The organism is Paenirhodobacter populi, assembly GCF_004022215.1.
GTDB classification, from domain to species: domain Bacteria; phylum Pseudomonadota; class Alphaproteobacteria; order Rhodobacterales; family Rhodobacteraceae; genus Rhodobacter; species Rhodobacter populi.
Window position 1 is genome coordinate 219,725 of record NZ_SAUZ01000003.1, and the last position, 21,237, is coordinate 240,961.

Below are 21,237 nucleotides of genomic sequence, written 5' to 3' on the forward strand. Positions count from 1 at the left end.
CCACCCTGATGGCGATCATCCTGCTGGCGATCCTGCCGACGCTCGGCGTGGCCGCCGTGACCCTGATCAACGCCGCGCAGTCGCTGCGGAACATGTCGACGCAGAAGCTGATGGAAAGCGCCCATGCCGTCGCCCACGCAACGTCGAGCGAGCTTGGCGCGACGAGACGACTGCTGGCGAGCCTCGCGCGCTTCCCGACAGACACCGATCCGGACCGGGACGGACCGCCCCTTTTCGCCGAGGCGGTCGATGGCGGGCATGACACCTATATCGTGCAGGGCGGGCAGCGGATCCTTGGCGAACAGCCCGGGCCAGAGCTTTCGCAACTGATTCTCTCCGCCGCGACGATCGGCAAGGTCCAGACCTCGAACATCCTGCCGCAGACCGACGGGGCGGCGGCGCCCCGCATCGCGCTTGCCGTTCCGACCCCGCTTTCCCCCGCAGAGGCGGCCGCAGCCGGGGAGCCGGACCTGCAGGAGGTCGTGGTCGTCACCACGGCGCCGGACCAGTTGGTGCGATCGCTCGCGCGGGCGACCACGCAGGACAGCCCGACAATTCTGGCCATCACCGACGGCAACGGCAGGATCATCGGCCGCAGCGTCGACAGCGACAAGTTCATCGGCAGACAGGTGCCGGACTGGCAGACGCTGAAAGACCTCGGCACCCGGATGGGCACCTTTGAGGCGCAGACGCTGGAAGGGGCGCAGATCATCTTCGCCTTTCGGGAAATCGAGGGGACGCCGGGCTGGGTCGCGGTTTCGGGCGAAGCCGTGCGGACCTTCGACTGGCGCTGGCAAGGCCCGGTGCTGGCGATGATCGGCGGCTCGCTGCTGACCGTATCGGTCGCGGTCGCGGTGGCGCTGCTGATCGCGCATCTGGCGCTGCGGCCGATCCACAGTCTGGTGCGGCGCGCGCAGATCATCGGCACCGGTATGCAGGACAGGAGCGTGCCGCCCTCGCCCGTGCCGCCGAGCTTCATCCGCGAATTCGAGACGCTGCGGCGCAGCCTCGAAGCCGCGGACGAGGCGCAGCGCAACTTCCTCAACGAGCTGTGCGCCCAGGGCCGCGCCCTGCGCAGCAGCTACGCCGCCCAGCAGGAGGCGGAACGCATCGCGCGGATCGGCAGCTGGTCGCTCGATCCCGTGTCGGGCGTCTTCACCTGTTCCGACCTGTATTACGAAATGCTGCGGCTCGACCGCAACGGCCCGCCGATCACCATGAACACCCTGCGGCTTCTGACCGACGAGGAAAGCTACAGACGGCTGTGCAACGCGGTGGAGCTGTGCCGCGAAAAGGGCACGCCCTATGAGTTCGAGATGACGCACCGGCGCACCAACGGCAGCACCTTCACCGCATGGGCACAGGGCCGCGCCGAGGTCGATGCGCAGGGCCGGGTCATACGGCTGGCCGGCACCATACAGGACATCAGCGAACGCAAGGAACAGAACGAACGGCTGGCCGTCCTTGCCGACAACATCCCGGGCGGGCTGATCTTCCGCGCCACGCATTATCCGCATCAAGGGCTGCGGTTCGCCTATATCAGCGCCGGAACGGAACGGCTGATCGACGTTTCGCCCTCCGAAATCACGCAGTCTCCGGAGCGGCTGTTCGCGCTCATCCTGCCGGCGGACCGGATGAAGCTCGCCCGCGACTTCATCGCCTCGCGCAGGAGCGGGCAGCCGATGGACAACAAGTTCCGCATCCGCACGCAGACCGGCGCCCTGCTCTGGCTGCGGCTGCGGGCGGCGCGGCGGATCCAGCGGACGGACCACGACATCTGGGATGGCGTCGCGGTCGACATCACCGCCTCGCAGACCGCCGAGGCGGTGCTGGAACGCGCCAAGGAGACGGCGGAAAAGGCAGAACGCGCGAAAAGCGATTTCCTTGCCACCATGAGCCATGAACTGCGCACGCCGATGAACACGCTGATCGGCATGTCGCGGCTGGCGCTGCAGACCGAACTGGACCCGAAGCAGCGCAACTATCTGGAAAAGATCAACGCTTCGGCGAATGTCCTCTTGGGGCTGATCAACGACATTCTGGACCTGTCGCGGATCGAGGCGGGCGGGATCGAACTGGAAAACACGGTGTTCCGTCTGGATACGGTGCTTGAGACGGTGGCCTCGGTCACCTCGCTCCGGGCGGAGGAAAAGGGGCTGGAGCTGACCTTCTCGGTCGCGCCGGACATGCCGGAATTCCTGCGCGGCGATCCGCTGCGGCTGGGACAGGTGCTGACCAATCTGGTGGGCAATGCGGTGAAATTCACCGAACGGGGCGATATCGTGGTGTCCGTCAGCCCGGTGCGCGATGCCGCGGGCCGGATCGTCAAGACCCGGTTCACCGTGCGCGACACCGGCATCGGCATGACCCGGGAGCAGATCGAGGGCCTGTTCCAGCCGTTCTATCAGGCAACGCCCGACATTTCGCGCCGCTATGGCGGCACCGGCCTTGGCCTTGCGATCAGCCGCCGTCTGGTGGGCATGATGAAGGGCAAGATCCAGGTCCAGAGCACACCGGGAGAGGGCAGCACCTTTTCCTTCACCGCCGCGCTGGAGCCGGTCGAGAACGCGGCCGAGGCGGAACAGGCCTGCGCCCGCCGGATCGAGACGCTGCGCGATCGCCGGGTGCTGATCGTCGACGACAACGAAAGCGCGCGCATCGCCCTGTGCGACATGGTCGCCGGCTTCGGCATGCACCCCGAGGCCGCCGAAAACGGGGCCGAGGCGCTGCGGATCCTGCGCGAAAACGCCGCGACGGGCCGCCGGTTCGACCTCGTTCTGGCCGACTGGCAGATGCCGGTGATGAACGGCATCGACCTCGCCCGCCATATCCGGCAGGACGCGGGCCTCCTGGGTCCGCCCGCCGTGCTGATGGTGACGGCCTATCGCCAGCTCGAGGTCCTGCCGCAGGTTCAGGACCTTGGCCTGCCGCCGGTCCTGCTGAAACCCGTCACGCAGTCGATGATGTTCGACACGCTGCTGGACATCCTGTCCGGGACCGGGGCAGCGCCCGCCGCCACGCGCGAGGACACGCTGGCGCCCTTCGCCGCGCTCGCCGGCAGGCGCGTTCTGGTGGTGGACGACAACGCCCTGAATCAGGAGGTGGCGCGCGACTTCCTGCAACTGGTCCATGTCGAGGTCGAAACCGCGACGAACGGCCGGGAGGCGCTGGAAAAGCTGCGCGAAAGCCGCTTCGACGCCGTTCTGATGGATCTGCACATGCCGGTGATGGGCGGTCTCGATGCGGTGCGCGAAATCCGCCGCAATCCCGACTGGGCGGACCTGCCGGTCATCGCGCTGACCGCGCAGGCGGGAACCGAGGCGGAGCTGTCCGGCCTCGGCGCCGGCATGACCGGGCATCTGACCAAGCCGATCGAGGATATCGCGCTCTATCGCATTCTGCTGGAACAGCTTGGCCGCGAGGTGACCCACGCGCCCCGGTCCACGCAATACGTGCTCGACCTGCCGGGGCTGCAACGGCGTCTCGGCGGCGATGCCGATCGGCTGAGGCATCTGGCGGGCAGTTTCCTCATGGATCTGGAACCCGTCCCGGCCGATTTCCGCGCCCATCTGGAGGCCGGCGACACCGATGCCATCGCCGGGCTTGCGCATCAGGTCAAGGGTACGGTCGGCTATTTCGGCGCCGATGCGCTGGAACGGCAGGCCGAGATCATCGAGACCGCCGCCCGGAACCACGACCTCGCCGCCCTGCGGCAGGAGGCCGACGCCTTCCTGGCGATGACCGAAAGCTGCATCTCGGTCATCCGCGCATGGCTGAACTCCGATGCGGCCTGACAGGCGGCGTTATCGATCCGGACGGGAAAACACATACAGCATCGAGGCGGCGATCACGCCCCCCGTCATCACCGCAAGCCACAGCCCCGGCTGCGCGGTCAGCATGAACAGCCCGAACCCCATCGAGCTGCCGCCAAGCGCCATCCATTTGGCATAGCGCGGAATGGCGCCCCGTTCGCGCCAGTTGACCAGCAGCGGCCCGAAATAGGGCCGCGCCAGCAGCCATGCCTCAAGCCGCGTCGAGGACCGCGCGAAACAGGCCGCCGCCACGATCAGAAACGGCGTCGTCGGCATCACCGGCAGGAACAGCCCGATGAAGCCGAGCGCCACCGCGATCAACCCGAGCGCCGCGAACAGCGCCTTGACGAGGGGAGCGGACAGACGCCTCATCCGCGCCCCGTGACCCGTTCCGGGCGAAAGCCGATGCCGATGATCCGCCCCATCACATGTGCAAGCCACGGCATCCGCACGATCGCGCGCACAAAGCCGGGTGGGCGCGGCGCGGCCTCGCCCTGCGCGTTGCGCTTGCGCCGCATCATCCGTTGCAGGCCCTGCGTCATCCGGGTGGGAAACATCCGCCGCGCCTGCACGGCGGCCAGATCGCGGTCGCTCAGCCGTCCTTCGCGCAGCGGCGCGGCAAGGATGCGCGCCGCCGCCACCGCATCCTGCACCGCCAGATTGACGCCGAAGCCGCCCACCGGCGACATTGCATGCGCCGCATCGCCGATGCACAGCACGCCGGGGCGCCACCATGTGTCCAGCCGGTCCATCCGGATCGACAGCAGATGCACCTGATCCCATCCGGCGATCTCCTCGAACCGCTCCACCGGCAAGGGCGCCAAGGCTGCCAGAGCCGCGCGGAAGGCCGGAAGCCCCCTGCCCTTCAGATCCTCATAGGATCCCTTGCGGATCACATAGCCGCACTGCCAGTAATCGCCCCGGTCGATCAGCACCAGCCCCTGCTGCGGCCCGGCATGGCTCATCGCGGGGGAGGCATCATCCGGCTGGCGCGACAGCTTCAGCCACAGCACATCGACGGCCGAGCCGAAGTCCCGCACGGTCAGCCCCGCCTCGCGCCGCACAACGGATTGCCGCCCATCGGCCCCGATGACCAGATCGGCGCGGATCTCTCCGGTTGCATCCCCGTCCCGATAGGTCAGCCCGACAACCCGCCCACCCTCGCGGATCAGGCCGGTCGTCTCGCAGCCCATGCGCAGGGTGAACCCCGCATAGGCCGCCGCCTTGCGCGCCAGAAAATCAAGGAAATCCCATTGCGGCATGAAGGCGATATAGCGGCATTGCAAAGGCAGGCGGCGGAAATCGGCGATCGTCACCTGCCGCCCGGCCATTTCCGCATGCAAGGTCGGCGCCTTCTGATGCGGCAGCGCCAGAAATTCATCGAGCCAGCCCAGATCTGCCATCAGTTGCAGGGTCGACGGATGGATCGTGTCGCCACGGAAATCGTGATGGAAATCCGGATGCCGTTCCAGCACCGTCACCCGCAGCCCGGCCCGCGCCAGAAGCAGCCCGGCCATCATTCCCGCCGGCCCGCCGCCCGCGATCACACAATGCTGATGCATATCCATTCCCGCCCCCGGCAAAGACGGGGGCGGGCTTGCGCCCCCGATCCATAGGTAAGGACGCGGGATCAAAAATCCCAGTCTTCGTCCTCGGTCGCGACGGCCTTGCCGATCACATAGGACGACCCCGAACCCGAGAAGAAGTCGTGGTTCTCGCTGTCGGGCGACAGCGCGGCGAGGATCGCGGGATTGACCTCGCAGGCCTGCGGCGGGAACAGCGCCTCATAGCCCAGATTCTGCAACGCCTTGTTGGCGTTGTAATGCAGGAAGGCCTTCACGTCCTCGGTCAGGCCGATGCCGTCATACAGCTCTTCGGTGTATTTCGTCTCGATCTCATACAGGTCGAAGATCAGCGAGAAGGCGAAATCCTTCATCTCCTGCCGCTGCGCCTCGGACAGGGTTTCCAGCCCGCGCTGATATTTGTAGCCGATGTAATAGCCATGCACCGCCTCATCGCGGATGATCAGGCGGATCAGGTCGGCGGTATTGGTCAGCTTCGCCCGGCTCGACCAGTACATCGGCAGATAGAAGCCCGAATAGAACAGGAAGGATTCGAGGAAGACCGAGGCGACCTTCTTCTTCAGCGGGTGCTCGGTCGCGCGGTATTTGTCCAGCACGATCTGCGCCTTGGCCTGCAGATGCGGGTTTTCCTCGGACCAGCGGAAGGCCTCGTCGACCTCCTTCATCCCGCACAGGGTCGAGAAGATCGAGGAATAGCTCCGCGCGTGCACCGCCTCCATGAAGGCGATGTTGGACAGCACCGCCTCCTCGTGGGGCGTGATCGAATCGGGCATCAGCGACGGGGCGCCGACATTGTTCTGCACCGTGTCGAGCAGCGTCAGCCCGGTGAACACCCGGATCGTCAGCGTCTGCTCTTCGGGCCGCAGGGTGGCCCAGGAGGGCACGTCATTCGACAGCGGCACCTTTTCCGGCAGCCAGAAATTCGCCGTCAGACGGTTCCAGACCTCAAGATCCTTGTCGTCCTGCAGCCGGTTCCAGTTGATCGCTTTCAGTACGGTCTTCGACACAGCGTGATCTTTCATGGCCAGCCCCAAGCGCAGATTTCAAGTCCCGCGCGGGGTATTCGGCATTCCCCGCGAACGCAAGGGACACTATGCCCAACCGGGTTGAAATTGCAACGCGCAGATCGCCACGCCTCGCAATATAAAGCGGGCAATAGGGGACTGGGCACAAAATGTGGACATGCCGTTCTAAAATACAAAGCCGCCGCGCCCGAACAGGGCGCGGCGGTGAATGATGGTCAGCCGGTCAGAGCGTGCAGGAAACGCAGCCCTGAACCTCGGTCCCTTCCAGCGCGGTCTGACGCAGGCGGATGTAGTAGATCGTCTTGATCCCCTTCTTCCATGCGTAGATCTGCGCCCGGTTGATGTCGCGCGTCGTCGCCTCGGCCGGGAAGAACAGCGTCAGCGACAGCCCCTGATCGACGTGCTCGGTCGCCGCCGCATAGGTGTCGATGATCTTGTCCGGCCCGATTTCATAGGCGTCCTGATAATATTGCAGATTGTCGTTGGTCATGAAGGCGGCCGGGTAATAGACGCGGCCGATCTTGCCTTCCTTGCGGATCTCGATCTTCGCCACGATCGGATGGATCGAGGAGGTCGAGTTGTTGATGTAGCTGATCGAGCCGGTCGGCGGGACCGCCTGAAGGTTGCGGTTATACAGCCCGTGTTTCATCACGTCGTCGCGCAGCGCGGCCCAGTCCTCGCGGGTGGGTAGCTCCTTGCCCTCGAAAACGCGCGCCACGTCGGGCAGCGTCGGCAGCCAGTCGCGGTTGAGGTATTTCTCAAAGAACGACCCATCGGCATATTTCGACTTGTCGAAATCGACGAAGGTCTGCCCCTTTTCCTGCGCCAGCAGGCAGGAGGTGCGGATCGCGTGATAGGCGACGGCGGCGAAGTAGACAGAGGTGAACTCCACCCCCTCGGGCGAGCCGTAATAGATCCGTTCCCGCGCAAGGAAGCCGTGCAGGTTCATCTGCCCGAGGCCGATGGCATGCGCCTCATCGTTGCCGCGCCGGATCGAGGGCACGGAATCGATCGAGGACATCTCGGAAACGGCGGTCAGCGCGCGCACGGCGGCCTCGATCGTCGTGCCGAAATCCGGACCGTCCATCGTCGCCGCGATGTTCAGCGAGCCGAGGTTGCACGAAATATCGGTGCCCAGATGCCTGTAGCTCAGATCCTCGTTGTATTCCGAGGCCTCGTTGACCTGCAGGATTTCCGAGCACAGGTTCGACATGGTGATGCGCCCGTGGATCGGGTTCGCCTTGTTCACCGTGTCCTCGAACATGATGTAGGGATAACCCGATTCGAACTGGATCTCGGCCAGCGTCTGGAAGAATTCGCGGGCGTTGATCTTCTTTTTCTTGATGCGCTTGTCGTCGACCATCTCGGCATATTTCTCGCTTACCGAGATTTCCGAGAACGGCTTGCCGTAGACCTTCTGCACGTCGTGCGGCGAGAACAGATACATATCCTCGTTCTTCTTCGCCAGTTCAAAGGTCACGTCCGGGATCACAACGCCAAGCGACAGCGTCTTGATCCGGATCTTTTCATCCGCATTCTCGCGCTTGGTGTCGAGGAAGCGCAGGATATCCGGGTGGTGCGCGTTCAGATAGACCGCCCCGGCGCCCTGACGCGCGCCAAGCTGATTGGCATAGCTGAAGCTGTCTTCCAGAAGTTTCATCACCGGGATCACGCCCGAGGACTGATTTTCGATGCCCTTGATCGGCGCGCCCATTTCGCGCAGGTTTGTCAGCATCAAAGCGACGCCGCCCCCGCGTTTCGAAAGTTGCAGAGCCGAATTGATCGACCGCCCGATCGATTCCATGTTGTCTTCGATCCTGAGCAGGAAGCACGAAATCAGCTCCCCGCGGGACTTCTTGCCTGCATTGAGAAAGGTCGGCGTCGCGGGCTGGAACCGCCCGGACAGGATTTCATCCATGAAGCGCATGGCCAGCGCCTCGTCGCCCCGCGCCAGCGCCAGCGCCACCATCACCACCCGGTCCTCGTAGCGTTCCAGATAGCGTTGCCCGTCGCGCGTCTTCAGCGTGTAGGAGGTGTAATATTTGAACGCGCCAAGGAAGGTCGGAAAGCGGAACTTCTTCTTGTAGGCCGCATCCCAGATCTGGCGCTGGAAGTTCTTGGAATACTGGTCCAGAACCTCGGCCTCGTAATAGCCCTCGTCGATCAGGTAATCGAGCTTCTCGTCCAGCGAATGGAAGAAGACGGTGTTCTGGTTCACATGCTGTAGGAAATACTGCCGCGCGGCCATGCGATCCGCATCGAAGCGGATCTTCCCCTCGCCATCGTAGAGGTTCAGCATCGCATTGAGCGCGTGATAGTCGAGCGTGCCTTTCACGCCATCGTCGAGCATGTCATCCCCCAGAATGTCTCAAGCCCCGCACGCACGCGGGAAATGTCGGTTTCGGTTCCGGCCAGTTCGAACCGATACAGGACCGGAACATGGCATTTCGCGGAAATCACATCCCCGGCCCGACCATAGGTCTTGCCGAAGTTGCGGTTCCCGCCGGCGATGACGCCGCGCAACAGGGCGCGGCGGTCGGGGTCGTTCAGAAAGCGGATCACCTGTCTGGCGACCGCGCCCCGCCCTTCGCCATCGGCATAGGTCGGGGAAATCAGCACATAGGGCCCGGACGGCTCCGGCATCGGCGCATCCTCGGCGATCGGGATCCGCAGGGCTGGCAGGCCCAGCTTCTCCACGAACCGGGCCGTATTGCCCGAAGCCGAGGAATAGTAGACGAGCCCGCCCATCCGGTCAGCCTCCGTCAGCTTGCCAGACGGCCGATCATGTCGGGACGGAACCCGGCCCAGTGGTCTTCACCGGCGACGACGACGGGCGCCTGCCGGTAGCCCAACGACACGACCATCTCCATCGCCGCGGCGTCCTCGGTCAGGTCCACGATCTCGAACGCGAGGCCGCGGGCCTCAAGCGCCCGGGTGGTCGCGGTGCATTGCACGCAGGCGGGCTTGGAATAGACGGTGATGGTCATTTGGCTCTGTCCCTTTGTCTTGGCCTTTTGGTCCGACGGACCCGGAAATCAACCGTGACACCCATGATATGCGCCCCCGGTCCTTCCCGTGTCTGCCGCACGGTTTTTCGTCTTCGTCCACGGGACCTGAGCCGCGCAAGAAACACGGCACCGCCGACCGGAAACCCGGAAACGGAACCGAATATCAAACCGCTACAAGTGCAAAGGCTGCGCCGGAGTTTCACCAGGCCCCCAACGACCCGATGCAGTCCCGGACCGTTTCAACCCCACCATTAGGCACCTTGGAAGGGCTTGTGTCAACATGTAGTCGGCCCTCTCGGCCAGAGGTCGCCGAAATTTATTCTACCCCCGGCTGCCCATCGGGTCTTGAACCCGCCGCCGCGCCGTGCCAGCCGGATCAGCGCAGGGCGTCGTTCAGATGCGCCCAGACGCGCTGACCGGGAATATGCAGCCGCAGCGCCTGCCCCGGCTCCAGCATGCCCGGCCGTTCCACCCAGGCGGTCACGCCGCGCCGCCCCTGCGCCGCAAGTTTGTAGCGCGCCCCCGCACCCGGCTGAACCCCATCGATGAACCGCCCCGGCAGCACGCAGGCCTGGTTTTCCATATCGATCACCAGCGTCGCCCCGTCCGGCCCCTGCAACCGCGACGAAGGCGGCAGATGCGTCAGGTCCGGGATCCCGCGCAGGACGATCGAGGCCCCCACCCATTCCGGCCGCAACTGCGGGATTCGCATGGCAAAGGCGGTCTCGGCCAGTTCCTCCTCGGACAGGATCGTCAGTTGGCGGACATTGGCGATCTCGGTCCCTTTCGGATGCTGGGCGGTGACGCGCGAACAGGCGGGGCGGGTCAGGCCGGAATGCAGTTCTCCCTCCGCGCCGGCGAATCCCAGTTCCAGCCGATCGACGGGATGGGATGCAAGCTCCCCCTCCTCCGACACGCGGCCCAGATAGACGATCTCCCCCTGATAGCCTGTGGGAATCAGGGCGGGCATTCAGGCAACCTTCAGCGTGAAGAACAGCCTTCGGAACGGGAACAGGACGGAGCCGTCCGCCTCGTAGGGATAGGCGATGGCCAAGGCCGCCTCATAGCGCGCGCCAAGGGCCGCAAGCTCGTCGGGCGTCAGCTTTTCGGCGAAGGGGCGCAGCGTCGTCGATTCGGTGAACCGGCGCACCGGATGGACGCCCTCGGTCGCCGCCAGCCGCTGCACATAATCCGTTACCCAGATGTCGGTCTGGCCAAGCGGCGCCAGCAGCCGCGCATATTCCAGCGGCGTCGCCACCGGCGGCGTCCAGTCGGTGAAATCGAAGCGGTCGGGGAACATCTCACCCGCGAAATCGCGCAGGAACCGATGCGAGGGCGCGGCATATTGCGTGGGCATCTGCACCGCCAGCACCCCGCCCGGCGGCAGGAACCCCGCCAGCCGCGGCAGCAGCACCGCGTGGTCATCGAGCCATTGCAGCGCCGCGTTGGAAAAGATCAGCGCGGGGGGCTTGTTCGGCGCCCACCCGCGGATGTCGGCCAGATCGCAGCGCCGGTAGGCACCCGTCGCCGCGGCGCGGGAAATCATCGCGGGCGAGGAATCGACACCCACGATCTTGCGGTTCGGCCAGCGGTCGGCCAGCACATCCGCCGCCGCCCCTGCCCCGCAGCCAAGGTCGATCACCTTGCCATGCGGCAGATCGCCGACCCTCGCGACCAGATCATGGACTGGCCGCAGCCGCAGATCCGCGAAGCGCGCATAGGCTTCGGGGTTCCAGTCCTTCGACGCTGTCTCCCCGGCCGTCATCGCCTCACCTCAGACCGATGGTTCCGGGGAGACATCGCCCCCCTTCGGCGCGGGCTTCGTCTTCGGCACCGAAGTGACCGAGGGCATGCTGCCCGAAGGCGAATCGCCATCGCTGTCGCTCTGGATCGGCTCGCCCGCCATGACCTTGCGGATCTCGTCCCCCGTCAGGGTTTCGTATTCCAGCAGGCCCTGCGCCAGACGTTCCCATTCCTGCTGATTCTCCAGCAGGATGCGGCGGGCGTCCTGATAGCCGGCCTCGATCAGCTCGCGCACCTCTTCCTCGATCAGTTCCTTGGTCTTGGTCGAGACCGAGAAGCCGCCCGTATTGCCCGAATATCCTTCATGCGCCTCGGCGTAGTCGATGTTGCCGACCTTGTCGGACATGCCCCACCGCATCACCATCGCGCGGGCGATGGCCGAAGCCTGCTGGATATCGCCCGCCGGGCCGTTGGAAACATGCTCCTCGCCCCATTTCAGGATCTCGGCCGCCTTGCCCGCCATGGTCATGGCGATCTTCTGCTTGGCCTCGTCCTTGTGGTAGTTCAGCCGGTCCATCTCGGGCAGCGAAACCACCATGCCAAGCGCCTGACCGCGCGGGATGATCGTCGCCTTGTAGACCGGATCGCATTTCGGCAGCTTCAGGCCCACGACGGCGTGACCGGCCTCATGATAGGCGGTCATTTCCTTCTGCTCGGGCGTCAGCACCATGGACCGGCGCTCCACCCCCATCATCACCTTGTCCTTGGCGTTCTCGAAATCTTCCATCGTGACGAACCGCCGGCCGACGCGCGCCGCCATCAGCGCCGCCTCGTTGCACAGGTTCGCCAGATCGGCGCCCGAGAAGCCCGGCGTGCCGCGCGCGATCAGCCGCAGGTCCACATCCGGCCCCACCGGCACCTTGCGCGCATGGACGTTGAGGATCTTTTCCCGGCCCTTGATGTCCGGATTCGGCACATGGATCTGCCGGTCGAAGCGGCCGGGGCGCAAGAGCGCCGGGTCCAGCACGTCGCGCCGGTTGGTGGCGGCGATGATGATGATGCCCTCGTTCGCCTCGAACCCGTCCATCTCGACCAGAAGCTGGTTCAGCGTCTGTTCGCGTTCGTCATTGCCGCCGCCGATGCCGACGCCGCGGGCCCGGCCCACCGCGTCGATTTCGTCGATGAAGACGATGCAGGGCGCGTTCTTCTTGGCCTGCTCGAACATGTCGCGCACGCGGGACGCGCCGACGCCGACGAACATTTCCACGAAGTCGGAGCCCGAGATGGTGAAGAACGGCACGCCCGCCTCGCCGGCGATGGCGCGTGCGAGCAGCGTCTTACCCGTGCCGGGCGGGCCGACGAGCAGCGCGCCCTTGGGGATCTTGCCGCCCAGACGGCTGAACTTCTGCGGGTTGCGCAGGAATTCGACGATCTCTTCCAGCTCTTCCTTGGCCTCGTCGATACCGGCCACGTCGTCAAAGGTCACCCGCCCCTGCTTTTCGGTCAGAAGCTTCGCCTTCGACTTGCCGAAGCCCATGGCCCCGCCTTTGCCGCCGCCCTGCATCCGGTTCATGAAGAAGATCCAGATCCCGATCATCACGATGAACGGCAGCCACACGCCCAGCAGCGACATGAAGCCCGACTGCTGCTGCTTGACCACATTCACCGTCACGCCCTTGGAAATCAGGGTTTCCGCGATCGGATCGGAGACCGGCTTCACCGTCGAATAGGTGGTGCCGTCGGTGGACTGGTAACGCACGTCCTCGCCGTCGATCTGGGCCGAGCGCACTTCCCCACGGTCAACCGCGGAAATGAAATCCGAATAGGCAACCTGACGCGATCCGGTCGAGGATTGTCCGTCCCCGAAAAGGTTGAACAGCGCAAGTATCAGCAGGAACAGCACAGCCCAGAAGGCCAGATTGCGTGCGTTGCCCAAGGGGAACCTCCAAATCAGACGGGGACGGAGCGAAACTCCGGAACCTTTGGAGTGAAAATAGGCATTACGGGGCGAGGTTCAACGGCTGAATCCCCGATCGGCGAAACTGCCGCGCAAGTTCCTGGCCGCAAAGCCCGTTCCGACCCCCGCCAAAGGCGCCGCAAGCAGGGTTTCGCCCATCCACACGGCCGGCGAGGCCAGAAGCCCCGCCCGGCTGATCCCGGTTGCGCGCCAGTCCGGGCATTGCGCCAGCCCCCCTGCCCCAAGGGCGGCGATCCGCGCGCCCTCCGGCACGGGGCCGATGATCCGCCAGCCGTCCCAGACCGCATCGCGCGCGGCGACAAGGCCCGCCACCGCCCGCGCCTCGCGCGACAGCACCATCCGACCGCGCGCGAACCGGATCCGGCAGCCGTGAAGCGTGGCGTCACGCGGCGCGGCCAGAAAGGCCGCAAGCTTCGCCCCGCGCGGGCCGTAATCCGTCCCGGCGATCCAGATCAGCGCATCCAGCACGAAGCGGCGCCGCAATTCCGGGTCGAGCGCCGCGAAATCCCCTTCCGGCACCTGCAATTCCCCGCCGGTTTCCGTCACATGCGCCGCCACCCACTGCCCCAGCAGCCGGTCGAGCGCCGCATTCGCCGCCGCCAGATGCCCGACCACGGCGCCGATCCGCTCCGCCGTCACCCCGGCCGGGCGCAGGGCACGCAGCGCCTTGCGCGCCCGGACGCGGGCGAAACGGTCGTTTTCATTGCTCGGATCATCGACCCAGCCGATGTCCCGCGCCCGCAGCCAGTCGCGCAGCGCCGCGCGCGGCACCGTCAGCAGCGGCCGGACCCACAGGACCCCCTCGGCCCGGAACCGGGCGCGGATGCCCGACAGTCCTTCAAGCCCCGCTTCCCGCGACAGCCGCATCAGAAAGGTCTCGGCCTGATCGTCGGCGGTATGGCCAAGCGCCACGGTGTCGATCCCCTGCCCGCGCGCCCATGCGCCGATCAGCCGCAGCCGCGCGCGCCGCGCCGCATCCATCAGATTGCCCGCCGCCTCCGTTCCCGGCCAGCACAGGATCGTATGCGGCACCGACAGCGTGGCGCAGGCACGGCCCACATCCTCGGCCTCGGTCAGGGATTCGGGGCGCAGGCCGTGATCCACCGTCACCGCCTCGACCGCAAAGCCCGCGCCGATCAGCGCATGCAGCAGCGCCGTCGAATCGCCGCCGCCCGAAACGGCAACCCCGATACGGCGGGGCGTATCGGGGCCAAGGGCATCCGCCACAATCGTCGTCAGTTCGGCCGTCGTCAGCTCGGTCACATGCAACCCAGCGAAGCCTTGGCCGCCGGCACCTTGCCCGCCGCTTCCGATCCCGGAAAGCGGGCCTGCACCTCACCCAGCGACGTGCAGGCTTCGTTGTGCTGGCCAAGCGCGCCAAGCGCCTTGCCCAGTTCCAGCAGGTTGTCCGCCGCCCGCCGCCCCTCGGGATCGGCGGAAAAGGCGTCGAGCCAGGCCCGCGCCGCGCCGGGCACATCGCCCGCCCGGTTCAGCGCATCGCCCCGCAGATAGCCCGCGTCGGGCGTCAGGGGCCCACCCGGGTAGGTTTGGGTAAAGGTCGCAAAGAGGTCAGCGGCGCCGCGAAAGTCACCTTGACCGAGCACCCCCTTGGCCCGGTCGAAATCGCTTTGCTCGTTGACGGTCAGATCGCCTTTCGGCGCGGCGGAATTGGGCGCGGGCGCGGTCAGCGATGCCGAATCCGCCGCCGGGGCCGCGCCGCCAAGCGGCGCATTCCCGATCGAGCCCGGATCGCAGCCGTCCTCAAGCTCGCACAGGCGGAACTCCAGATCGCCGATCCGGTTGGTGCCGTCCGCCACGACCCGGTTCACCCGGTTCTGCAACGCCTCGGTCTGCGAGGTCAGCCGCGAGATCGAGGCCTCCATCGTATCCATCCGCTGCAGCGCGCTGGCGCCGCCCGCCGCCTGCATCCCCTGCGATCCCGAAGCCACAAGCTCGGACCGCAGGCTTTGAAGTTGTGCGGAAAGCTGCGCCAGTTCCTTGCGGACATCGGCCAGCGTTTCCTTCCTGTCCTGGGCGAAGGCGGGCGCCGCCAGCGCCAGCACCATCGCCGCCCCCAGCAGAACCCGCTTCATCATCAGCTCCCCGCGCCGAGAGAGATCACCGTCACCGCGCGCCGGTTCTGCGCAAAGCACGATTCCGCCGCACAGGTGGCGAGCGGCCGTTCCTTGCCGTAGGACACCGTGCGCAGACGCGCCGACGACACGCCCTGCGAGATCAGATATTCCTGCACCGCCGAGGCGCGCCGCGCGCCAAGCGCGAGGTTGTATTCCCGCGTGCCCTGTTCGTCGGCGTGGCCTTCGATGATGGCGGAATATTGCGGATGGCTGTTCAGCCATTGCGCCTGACCCGACAGGATCTGGATCGCCTCGCCCGACAGCGTCGACTGGTCGACGAGGAAATGCACCATGTCGCCGACCCTGCCGTTGAAATAGGCGGGCGAGTTCGGGTCGTTGATATTGCCCTGCGAGACACCACCCGCGCCCGCGCCATAGGCGCCGCTGCCGTAGGCACCGCCCGGATCGACGACGCCGTCGCCGTATTTGTCGGGGTTGTTACAGGCCGCAAGCCCCAGCACCGCCAGACCGATTGCCGCCTTCATTGCAAAATTCATTTCATTCCGCCTTGTGCTTTGCCCTTTCGGGCGACGTTAACAGATGCCGTTTGGCTTGGGAATCCGGCTCAGGGGCGCAGCGGCCCCCAGGACGGGTCCGAGGCCCCGCCCGGATTGCCGACCTTGCGCAGGTTGCGCCCGGTGATGTCGACCGAGAAAAGCTGCGCGCCGCCGCCCGCGCCCGGCGCCTCGCGGGTGAACATGATCACCCGGCCGTTCGGCGCCCAGGTCGGGCCTTCGTCGAGGTAGGAGGCCGTCAGCAGCCGTTCCTCGGACCCGTCGGTGCGCATCACGCCGATGAAGAACCGCCCGCCCGATTGCTTGGTGAAGGCGATCAGGTCCCCGCGCGGAGACCACACGGGCGTGCCATAACGCCCGTCGCCAAAGGAAATCCGCGTCGGCTCGCCGCCGCTCGCCGACATGATGTAGATCTGCTGGCCGCCCGAACGGTCGCTTTCGAACACGATGCGCGAGCCGTCGGGGCTGAAGGACGGGGCCGTCTCGATCGCCGGGCTGTTGGTCAGCCGCACCGGCGACCCGCCCGTGGCCGAGCTTTTGTAAAGGTCGGTATTGCCGTTCTGTTCCAGCGAATAGACGATCGAATTGCCGTCCGGCGAGAAGCGCGGCGAAAAGGCCATCGTCCCCGGCACGTCGGGCAAGAGCTGCCCCGCGGCATTGGACACATTGATGACCTTGATCCGCGGGAAGCCGGTCTCGAAAGTCGTATACAGCACCCGGTCGCCCTTGGGCGAAAAGCGCGGCGCCAGCACGATGGTCGAGCTGTCGGTCAGATAATTCACGTTCGCGCCGTCGTAATCCATCACGGCGAGCCGCTTCTGCCGGGCATTCTTCGGCCCGGTTTCCGACACGAAGACCACGCGGCTGTCGAAATAGCCGCTTTCGCCGGTGATCCGGCTGTAGATCACGTCGGCCACCTTGTGCGCCAGCCGCCGCCAGCTTTCGGGCGAGGCCGCAAGCTGCTGCCCCGCGCCCAGTTCCTGACCGGAATAGACGTCATAGAGGCGGAATTTCACCACCACCTTGCCGCCCTGCTGCGACACGCCGCCCACGATCAGCGCCTGCGCGTTGATCGCCTGCCAGTCGGCATAGCTGACCGGCGTGTTGAAGGCGGAGAACTTCTGGATATAGGCGTTGTCGCCGATCCGCCGGAACAGCCCCGTGCCTTCCAGATCGGCATTCACCACGCCGGCGATGTCCGAGGCGAACTTGCCCGCGCCGCCTTCGTCCAGAAAGACCGGCATCGCATAGGGCAGCGGCTCGATCACGCCTTCGTCGATCTCGATATGCAGCGGGCCATCCTGCGCCAGCGCCACGGCAGGCCCGATCATCAGCGCCGCCACCGCGGCCATTGCGAAACGGAACATCTTGTTTCCCTCGTTGGGCATCGGCCCGTTGTAGCCTCATCGCGCCTCACGCTGAATCACAACCGGATGAACCGGGGCGATTTCGGCGGGGCTGAGTCCTTTCTGTCACTTCATCCGCATCTTGCTCGGGTCGAAGACGATCTCGATCTGCTGCCACCAGCCGTATTTCTCCGCCGGAAGCGGAAAGCCGTCCGAGCCGCAGCGGATGATCGCGCGCCGCGCCGCCTCGAACGCCTGCTTCGCCGCCGCGTCCGAGCCGCCGGAATGCGCCGTCATCTTGATCGACGACGTGACCGGCTTGCCGTTCGCCTGCATGTCGACCAGCACGGTGACCGAGGTCTTCATCGCCTCGGTGCTGAGCGAGCCGACATTCCAGCATTGCTTCACATCGACGATCAGCGCCTCTTTCTCGCCCGCCGTCACCGGAGGCCCGTTCTTGGCGATGCCCATCCCGCCAGAGCCGCCGCCCGGTTTCTTCGCGGCGTCACTGGCGACGGCATCGGCCACGGCAGCATCGGCCGCAGCCTTCTTGGCCGCCGCGGCGGCTTTTTCCTTCGCGGCCTTGTCGGCAGCCGCCTTGGCATCCGCCGCGGCCTTTTCCTTCGCCGCCTTGTCGGCCGCAGCCTTGGCATCCGCGGCAGCCTTCTCCTTAGCCGCCTTGTCTGCGGCAGCCTTGGCGTCCGCCGCAGCCTTATCCTTCGCCGCCTTGTCGGCAGCCGCCTTGGCGTCCGCCGCGGCCTTATCCTTCGCCGCTTTGTCCGCCGCAGCTTTGGCATCCGCCGCAGCCTTATCCTTGGCAGCCTTGTCGGCAGCGGCCTTTTCCTTCGCCGCCTTGTCGGCAGCGGCCTTGGCATCCGCGGCCTGCTGCGCGGAGGCGATCTTTTCCTCATCCACATCCGCCGTCGGCGCGGCCGTGGGCGGCACCGGGCGGCCCTTCGGACGCGGCGTATTCTCGGGGGCCGAGGTCGCCTCCTGCGGTGCGGGCGGTTCCTCGGGCGGCACGGTCCTGGTCGTGGCCTCGGGCGGCGCCGCTTCGGGTTCCGGCTTTTCGGGCTCGGGCTTCGGCGTTTCGGCCGGGCGGGTCGCGGGGGCGACGGCCTCGGCCACTTTCGCCTCCGGCTCGGGCGCGGGGGCCGGCGCCGGCGCGATGCGCTGCACCGGGCGCGCCATCGGACGCGGCGAGAATTCCGGCGTGCGCGTTTCCTCGGGCTGTTCGACCGGCGGCATCATCGAGGGCGGGATCTGCGTCACTTCGGCCGGAGCCGAGGGGCGGCTTGCCACCTCGGAGGTATCCGGCGCGGCCTCGGCCGCCGAAGCGGCGGGCGGCGGCGGCGGCGCGGATGCGGGTGCTGCCGCCTCGGCGCTCGCCGCGGGGGCGGCGTCATCGGCGCTGTCCTCACCGCCCGCAAGCGCGGCGGGCGCCTCGGCCGATGCCGCGGGCTCCGCCTCGCCCTGCGCGGCGGCGGCCTGAAGTGCCGCGAAATCCGCCTCGGACATCACCGAGACCTCGGTCATCTTCACCGGCTCCTGCGGCTTCGTCCGGAACCAGTCCGTGCCCACGACCGCCCAGAGGATCACCACCGCATGGAGAACCCCTGAAACGATATTGCCGGTCTTTTCTGCCCTGTCCATGCTCATGGCGGATCAGTTCCCCCCGGGAGCCTTCCCCGTCAGCTGCGGTCCACCCGTGTCGGTCACCAGAACGATGTTGTTGAACCCGCCCGAGTTGAGCGCGCCCATCACCTGCACCACATGCGCATATTCGATGCCGCCATCGGCGCGCAGGTAGACCTTGTCGCTCGCCCGTTCGGCCGAAATCGCGCGAAGCTGCCCGACCAGATCGGTTTCCTCGACGGGGCTGTTCATCAGCGACACCGTTCCGTCCTTCTGGAGCGAGATCGTCAGCGGCTCTTCCTGCTCGGTCGGAACGGCGCGCGCGGCGGTTTTCGGCAGCTCCAGCGGAACCCCCACCGTCATCATCGGCGCCGCGACCATGAAGATGATCAGCAGCACCAGCATCACGTCGACCATCGGCGTGACGTTGATTTCCGCCATGACGCCGTGACGCTTGCCCCCGCGACGGCGGCGCGCCCCCGAATCGGCCTTTTTCATCACCCCCGCGCCCATGGCCTAAGCGTCCAGCTGGCGCGAAAGGATGGTCGAGAATTCGTCGGCGAAGGCCTCGTAGCCCGAGGTGATCTTGTCGGCGTCCCCCGACAGCTTGTTGTAGAAGATCACCGCCGGGATGGCCGCGACCAGACCGATCGCCGTGGCGACCAGCGCCTCGGAAATCCCCGGCGCGACGACGGCGAGCGAGGTGTTCTGCGAAATCGCGATTTCCTCGAAGGCGACCTTGATGCCCCAGACCGTCCCGAACAGCCCGACAAAGGGCGAGATCGAGCCGACGGTGGCAAGGAAGCTCAGCCCCGAATTCAACCGCTCCGATTCCTTGGCGATGGCGACATCCATGGACCTGTCGATCCGCGCCTGCGCCCCGGCGATCAGCTCGCCGTCCTGACGGTGGCTGCGTCGCCATTCCAGCATGCCCGCGGCAAAGATGCGCTGGCTCGCCCCCTCGGGATTCGGTCCGATCTGGTCGAACAGTTCATCCAGCGGCTCGCCCGACCAGAAGGCCTGATCGAAAGCCGCCGCCTCGGAGCGGGCGGCGCGGAAGGTGATGTATTTGCGGATGATGACCGACCATGACCAGAAACTGGCCAATGTCAGGACGATCATCACGAATTTGACGGTAAGGGATGCGCGAATGAAAAGCGCGAGCAAAGAGAAATCCATCTCCTGCGCGGTGGCGAGAGTCTGCTGGTCCATATGGTGCCTTCGGGCGTTACTGCTCTTACAAGCCGTCTGTGCGGCCTCTTTACGACGATTCTATCCCAGGTTCAGGGGGGACGCCATAACAACTGCGTCATCACGCGGATTTGCCCGCGCGATTATTGCACCGGCGGGGCCAGACGCAGCCGCACCTCGGCCGGCAGCCGCGCGGGGGCGCCCGCCTCGTTCAGGCAGACCAGCGTCACCGTGGCGGTGAACAGCGTCTCGCCGGTGCGGGTGACGGTCTGTTCCAGCACGATCCGCGCGCCGCCCTGCGTGACGGGCCGGGTGGTGACGGTCAGTTCGTCGTCGAATTTCGCCGGGCGCAGGTAATCCGCCTCGACCCGGCGGACGGCGAAGACGATGCCGTGGTCGCGCTTCAGCGCCACCTGATCGACGCCAAGCGCCCGCACCCATTCGGACCGCGCGCGTTCGATGAATTTCAGGTAATTGGCGTAATAGACGATCCCGGCGAGATCGGTGTCTTCGTAATAGACCCTGAGGGTGAATGTGTGGCTCATTTCCCGGCCTCCGCTGACAACAGCCCGACCCGCGCGGCCAGCCGCAGGGCATGGCCCGGATCGCGGGCGGAATGGGGCATGGACGGATCATAGGCCGCCCGGATCACCAGCGCCATGGCCGGATGGATCACCGCCGCGCCGTCCAGCTCCGCCAGCGCCGGATAGCGTTCAAAGGCCTGATCGCCCCAGAACAGGATCGACCGCGCGGCCAGCGACAGCGCCACCGTTTCCGCCGGGGTATCGTCCAGCGCCGCATCGACGCGGATGAAGACGAAACAGGCCCGGATCGCGCCGTCCTTTTCAAACCGGAAGGCGCGATACTGGTTCGCCCCCGCCGCATCGAGCCGCGCGACCGTCCCGGCCAGCCCCTCGACCAGATGATCGAGGCCGGGCACATCCAGCAGTTCTTTCCAGTCCCGAAAGAAGAAGATCATCAGGTTGGCGCCCAGTTCGGGATCGGTTTCCGCCATCCGGTGACCGGCCAGCGCCACCACCGCCTCGATCGCCGCCTTCACCGTGGCCAGCGTGGCATCATCGACGCCGAAGACAACGGGCACGATCGGCCTCGCCCACCGGGCGAACAGGTATTCGCCGCCCGCGCGGGTGAACATGCGGGTGATTTCCTCGGGCTGCGGCGCTGCGGGCTGGGTCATGCGGTTTCCTGAGTATCATTTATGCGACATTGGCGCAGCGGAAAGGGCGCCTTCCGGCGCCCCTTCCT

The 21,237-nt window shown here is 66.2% G+C and carries 19 protein-coding genes; 1 reads left to right on the plus strand and 18 read right to left on the minus strand.

Features of this window, described 5'->3' with window-relative positions; translation table 11 throughout:
* The first annotated feature begins 8 nt into the window (after nucleotides 1–8).
* Complete coding sequence (locus D2T30_RS04140) at nucleotides 9–3,794, plus strand: response regulator (RefSeq protein WP_164884199.1); 3,786 nt, start codon at nucleotides 9–11, stop codon at nucleotides 3,792–3,794.
* A gap of 9 nt (nucleotides 3,795–3,803) precedes the next feature.
* Here D2T30_RS04140 and D2T30_RS04145 read toward each other — a convergent pair whose 3' ends face one another.
* From D2T30_RS04145 to D2T30_RS04235, 18 genes are all read right to left on the minus strand, one after another.
* The gene (locus D2T30_RS04145) at nucleotides 3,804–4,184 is read right to left on the minus strand and encodes a YbaN family protein (protein WP_128183865.1); all 381 of its coding nucleotides are present in this window, start codon (nucleotides 4,182–4,184) and stop codon (nucleotides 3,804–3,806) included.
* Nucleotides 4,181–5,380 carry an FAD-dependent oxidoreductase gene (locus D2T30_RS04150; RefSeq protein WP_128207758.1) on the minus strand — a complete coding sequence of 400 codons (1,200 nt, stop codon included), beginning with the start codon at nucleotides 5,378–5,380 and terminating at the stop codon, nucleotides 4,181–4,183. Before D2T30_RS04150 ends, D2T30_RS04145 begins: the two co-directional genes overlap by 4 nt.
* A gap of 62 nt (nucleotides 5,381–5,442) precedes the next feature.
* Nucleotides 5,443–6,417 (minus strand): class 1b ribonucleoside-diphosphate reductase subunit beta, encoded by a 975-nt coding sequence (nrdF, locus tag D2T30_RS04155; protein ID WP_128207759.1) that lies wholly within the window; start codon nucleotides 6,415–6,417, stop codon nucleotides 5,443–5,445.
* 226 nt (nucleotides 6,418–6,643) lie between these two features.
* Complete coding sequence (gene nrdE / locus D2T30_RS04160) at nucleotides 6,644–8,770, minus strand: class 1b ribonucleoside-diphosphate reductase subunit alpha (RefSeq protein WP_128207760.1); 2,127 nt, start codon at nucleotides 8,768–8,770, stop codon at nucleotides 6,644–6,646.
* Nucleotides 8,752–9,168 carry a class Ib ribonucleoside-diphosphate reductase assembly flavoprotein NrdI gene (gene nrdI, locus D2T30_RS04165; RefSeq protein WP_128207762.1) on the minus strand — a complete coding sequence of 139 codons (417 nt, stop codon included), beginning with the start codon at nucleotides 9,166–9,168 and terminating at the stop codon, nucleotides 8,752–8,754. The genes nrdE and nrdI overlap by 19 nt, the downstream gene beginning before the upstream one ends.
* 14 nt (nucleotides 9,169–9,182) lie before the next feature.
* The gene (gene nrdH, locus D2T30_RS04170; protein WP_128207764.1) at nucleotides 9,183–9,407 is read right to left on the minus strand and encodes a glutaredoxin-like protein NrdH; all 225 of its coding nucleotides are present in this window, start codon (nucleotides 9,405–9,407) and stop codon (nucleotides 9,183–9,185) included.
* 397 nt (nucleotides 9,408–9,804) lie between these two features.
* Nucleotides 9,805–10,398 carry an MOSC domain-containing protein gene (locus D2T30_RS04175; protein ID WP_128207766.1) on the minus strand — a complete coding sequence of 198 codons (594 nt, stop codon included), beginning with the start codon at nucleotides 10,396–10,398 and terminating at the stop codon, nucleotides 9,805–9,807.
* Entirely contained in the window at nucleotides 10,399–11,193 is a 795-nt protein-coding gene (locus D2T30_RS04180; protein WP_128207768.1) for a methyltransferase domain-containing protein, read from the minus strand.
* A 9-nt stretch (nucleotides 11,194–11,202) separates the two neighbouring features.
* The gene (ftsH, locus tag D2T30_RS04185) at nucleotides 11,203–13,107 is read right to left on the minus strand and encodes an ATP-dependent zinc metalloprotease FtsH (protein ID WP_128183849.1); all 1,905 of its coding nucleotides are present in this window, start codon (nucleotides 13,105–13,107) and stop codon (nucleotides 11,203–11,205) included.
* A gap of 78 nt (nucleotides 13,108–13,185) precedes the next feature.
* Nucleotides 13,186–14,412 (minus strand): tRNA lysidine(34) synthetase TilS, encoded by a 1,227-nt coding sequence (tilS, locus tag D2T30_RS04190; protein WP_241651196.1) that lies wholly within the window; start codon nucleotides 14,410–14,412, stop codon nucleotides 13,186–13,188.
* Nucleotides 14,409–15,245 carry a tol-pal system protein YbgF gene (ybgF, locus tag D2T30_RS04195; RefSeq protein ID WP_380728522.1) on the minus strand — a complete coding sequence of 279 codons (837 nt, stop codon included), beginning with the start codon at nucleotides 15,243–15,245 and terminating at the stop codon, nucleotides 14,409–14,411. Before ybgF ends, tilS begins: the two co-directional genes overlap by 4 nt.
* Entirely contained in the window at nucleotides 15,245–15,781 is a 537-nt protein-coding gene (gene pal, locus D2T30_RS04200) for a peptidoglycan-associated lipoprotein Pal (RefSeq protein WP_128207770.1), read from the minus strand. The genes ybgF and pal overlap by 1 nt, the downstream gene beginning before the upstream one ends.
* 68 nt (nucleotides 15,782–15,849) lie before the next feature.
* Complete coding sequence (tolB, locus tag D2T30_RS04205; RefSeq protein ID WP_128183845.1) at nucleotides 15,850–17,166, minus strand: Tol-Pal system beta propeller repeat protein TolB; 1,317 nt, start codon at nucleotides 17,164–17,166, stop codon at nucleotides 15,850–15,852.
* 105 nt (nucleotides 17,167–17,271) lie between these two features.
* Nucleotides 17,272–18,804, minus strand: a complete 1,533-nt coding sequence (tolA, locus tag D2T30_RS04210; protein ID WP_164884200.1) for a cell envelope integrity protein TolA — start codon at nucleotides 18,802–18,804, stop codon at nucleotides 17,272–17,274.
* A gap of 6 nt (nucleotides 18,805–18,810) precedes the next feature.
* The gene (locus D2T30_RS04220) at nucleotides 18,811–19,293 is read right to left on the minus strand and encodes an ExbD/TolR family protein (RefSeq protein ID WP_128183841.1); all 483 of its coding nucleotides are present in this window, start codon (nucleotides 19,291–19,293) and stop codon (nucleotides 18,811–18,813) included.
* Nucleotides 19,294–19,296: 3 nt separating this feature from the next.
* Nucleotides 19,297–19,992 carry a protein TolQ gene (gene tolQ, locus D2T30_RS04225; protein ID WP_128183839.1) on the minus strand — a complete coding sequence of 232 codons (696 nt, stop codon included), beginning with the start codon at nucleotides 19,990–19,992 and terminating at the stop codon, nucleotides 19,297–19,299.
* Nucleotides 19,993–20,114: 122 nt separating this feature from the next.
* Entirely contained in the window at nucleotides 20,115–20,516 is a 402-nt protein-coding gene (gene ybgC / locus D2T30_RS04230) for a tol-pal system-associated acyl-CoA thioesterase (protein ID WP_128183837.1), read from the minus strand.
* The gene (locus D2T30_RS04235) at nucleotides 20,513–21,169 is read right to left on the minus strand and encodes a hypothetical protein (RefSeq protein WP_128207774.1); all 657 of its coding nucleotides are present in this window, start codon (nucleotides 21,167–21,169) and stop codon (nucleotides 20,513–20,515) included. The genes ybgC and D2T30_RS04235 overlap by 4 nt, the downstream gene beginning before the upstream one ends.
* Nucleotides 21,170–21,237 lie beyond the last annotated feature (68 nt).

Bases quoted from the DNA above. Each gene is read 5' to 3' on its own strand.
- D2T30_RS04140 (WP_164884199.1), top strand. From the start codon at position 9: ATGGCGATCATCCTGCTGGCGATCCTGCCGACGCTCGGCGTGGCCGCC.
- D2T30_RS04145 (WP_128183865.1), bottom strand. From the start codon at position 4,184: ATGAGGCGTCTGTCCGCTCCCCTCGTCAAGGCGCTGTTCGCGGCGCTC.
- D2T30_RS04150 (WP_128207758.1), bottom strand. From the start codon at position 5,380: ATGGATATGCATCAGCATTGTGTGATCGCGGGCGGCGGGCCGGCGGGA.
- nrdF (WP_128207759.1), bottom strand. From the start codon at position 6,417: ATGAAAGATCACGCTGTGTCGAAGACCGTACTGAAAGCGATCAACTGG.
- nrdE (WP_128207760.1), bottom strand. From the start codon at position 8,770: ATGCTCGACGATGGCGTGAAAGGCACGCTCGACTATCACGCGCTCAAT.
- nrdI (WP_128207762.1), bottom strand. From the start codon at position 9,168: ATGGGCGGGCTCGTCTACTATTCCTCGGCTTCGGGCAATACGGCCCGG.
- nrdH (WP_128207764.1), bottom strand. From the start codon at position 9,407: ATGACCATCACCGTCTATTCCAAGCCCGCCTGCGTGCAATGCACCGCG.
- D2T30_RS04175 (WP_128207766.1), bottom strand. From the start codon at position 10,398: ATGCCCGCCCTGATTCCCACAGGCTATCAGGGGGAGATCGTCTATCTG.
- D2T30_RS04180 (WP_128207768.1), bottom strand. From the start codon at position 11,193: ATGACGGCCGGGGAGACAGCGTCGAAGGACTGGAACCCCGAAGCCTAT.
- ybgF (WP_380728522.1), bottom strand. From the start codon at position 15,245: ATGATGAAGCGGGTTCTGCTGGGGGCGGCGATGGTGCTGGCGCTGGCG.
- pal (WP_128207770.1), bottom strand. From the start codon at position 15,781: ATGAATTTTGCAATGAAGGCGGCAATCGGTCTGGCGGTGCTGGGGCTT.
- tolB (WP_128183845.1), bottom strand. From the start codon at position 17,166: ATGTTCCGTTTCGCAATGGCCGCGGTGGCGGCGCTGATGATCGGGCCT.
- tolA (WP_164884200.1), bottom strand. From the start codon at position 18,804: ATGAGCATGGACAGGGCAGAAAAGACCGGCAATATCGTTTCAGGGGTT.
- D2T30_RS04220 (WP_128183841.1), bottom strand. From the start codon at position 19,293: ATGGGCGCGGGGGTGATGAAAAAGGCCGATTCGGGGGCGCGCCGCCGT.
- tolQ (WP_128183839.1), bottom strand. From the start codon at position 19,992: ATGGACCAGCAGACTCTCGCCACCGCGCAGGAGATGGATTTCTCTTTG.
- ybgC (WP_128183837.1), bottom strand. From the start codon at position 20,516: ATGAGCCACACATTCACCCTCAGGGTCTATTACGAAGACACCGATCTC.
- D2T30_RS04235 (WP_128207774.1), bottom strand. From the start codon at position 21,169: ATGACCCAGCCCGCAGCGCCGCAGCCCGAGGAAATCACCCGCATGTTC.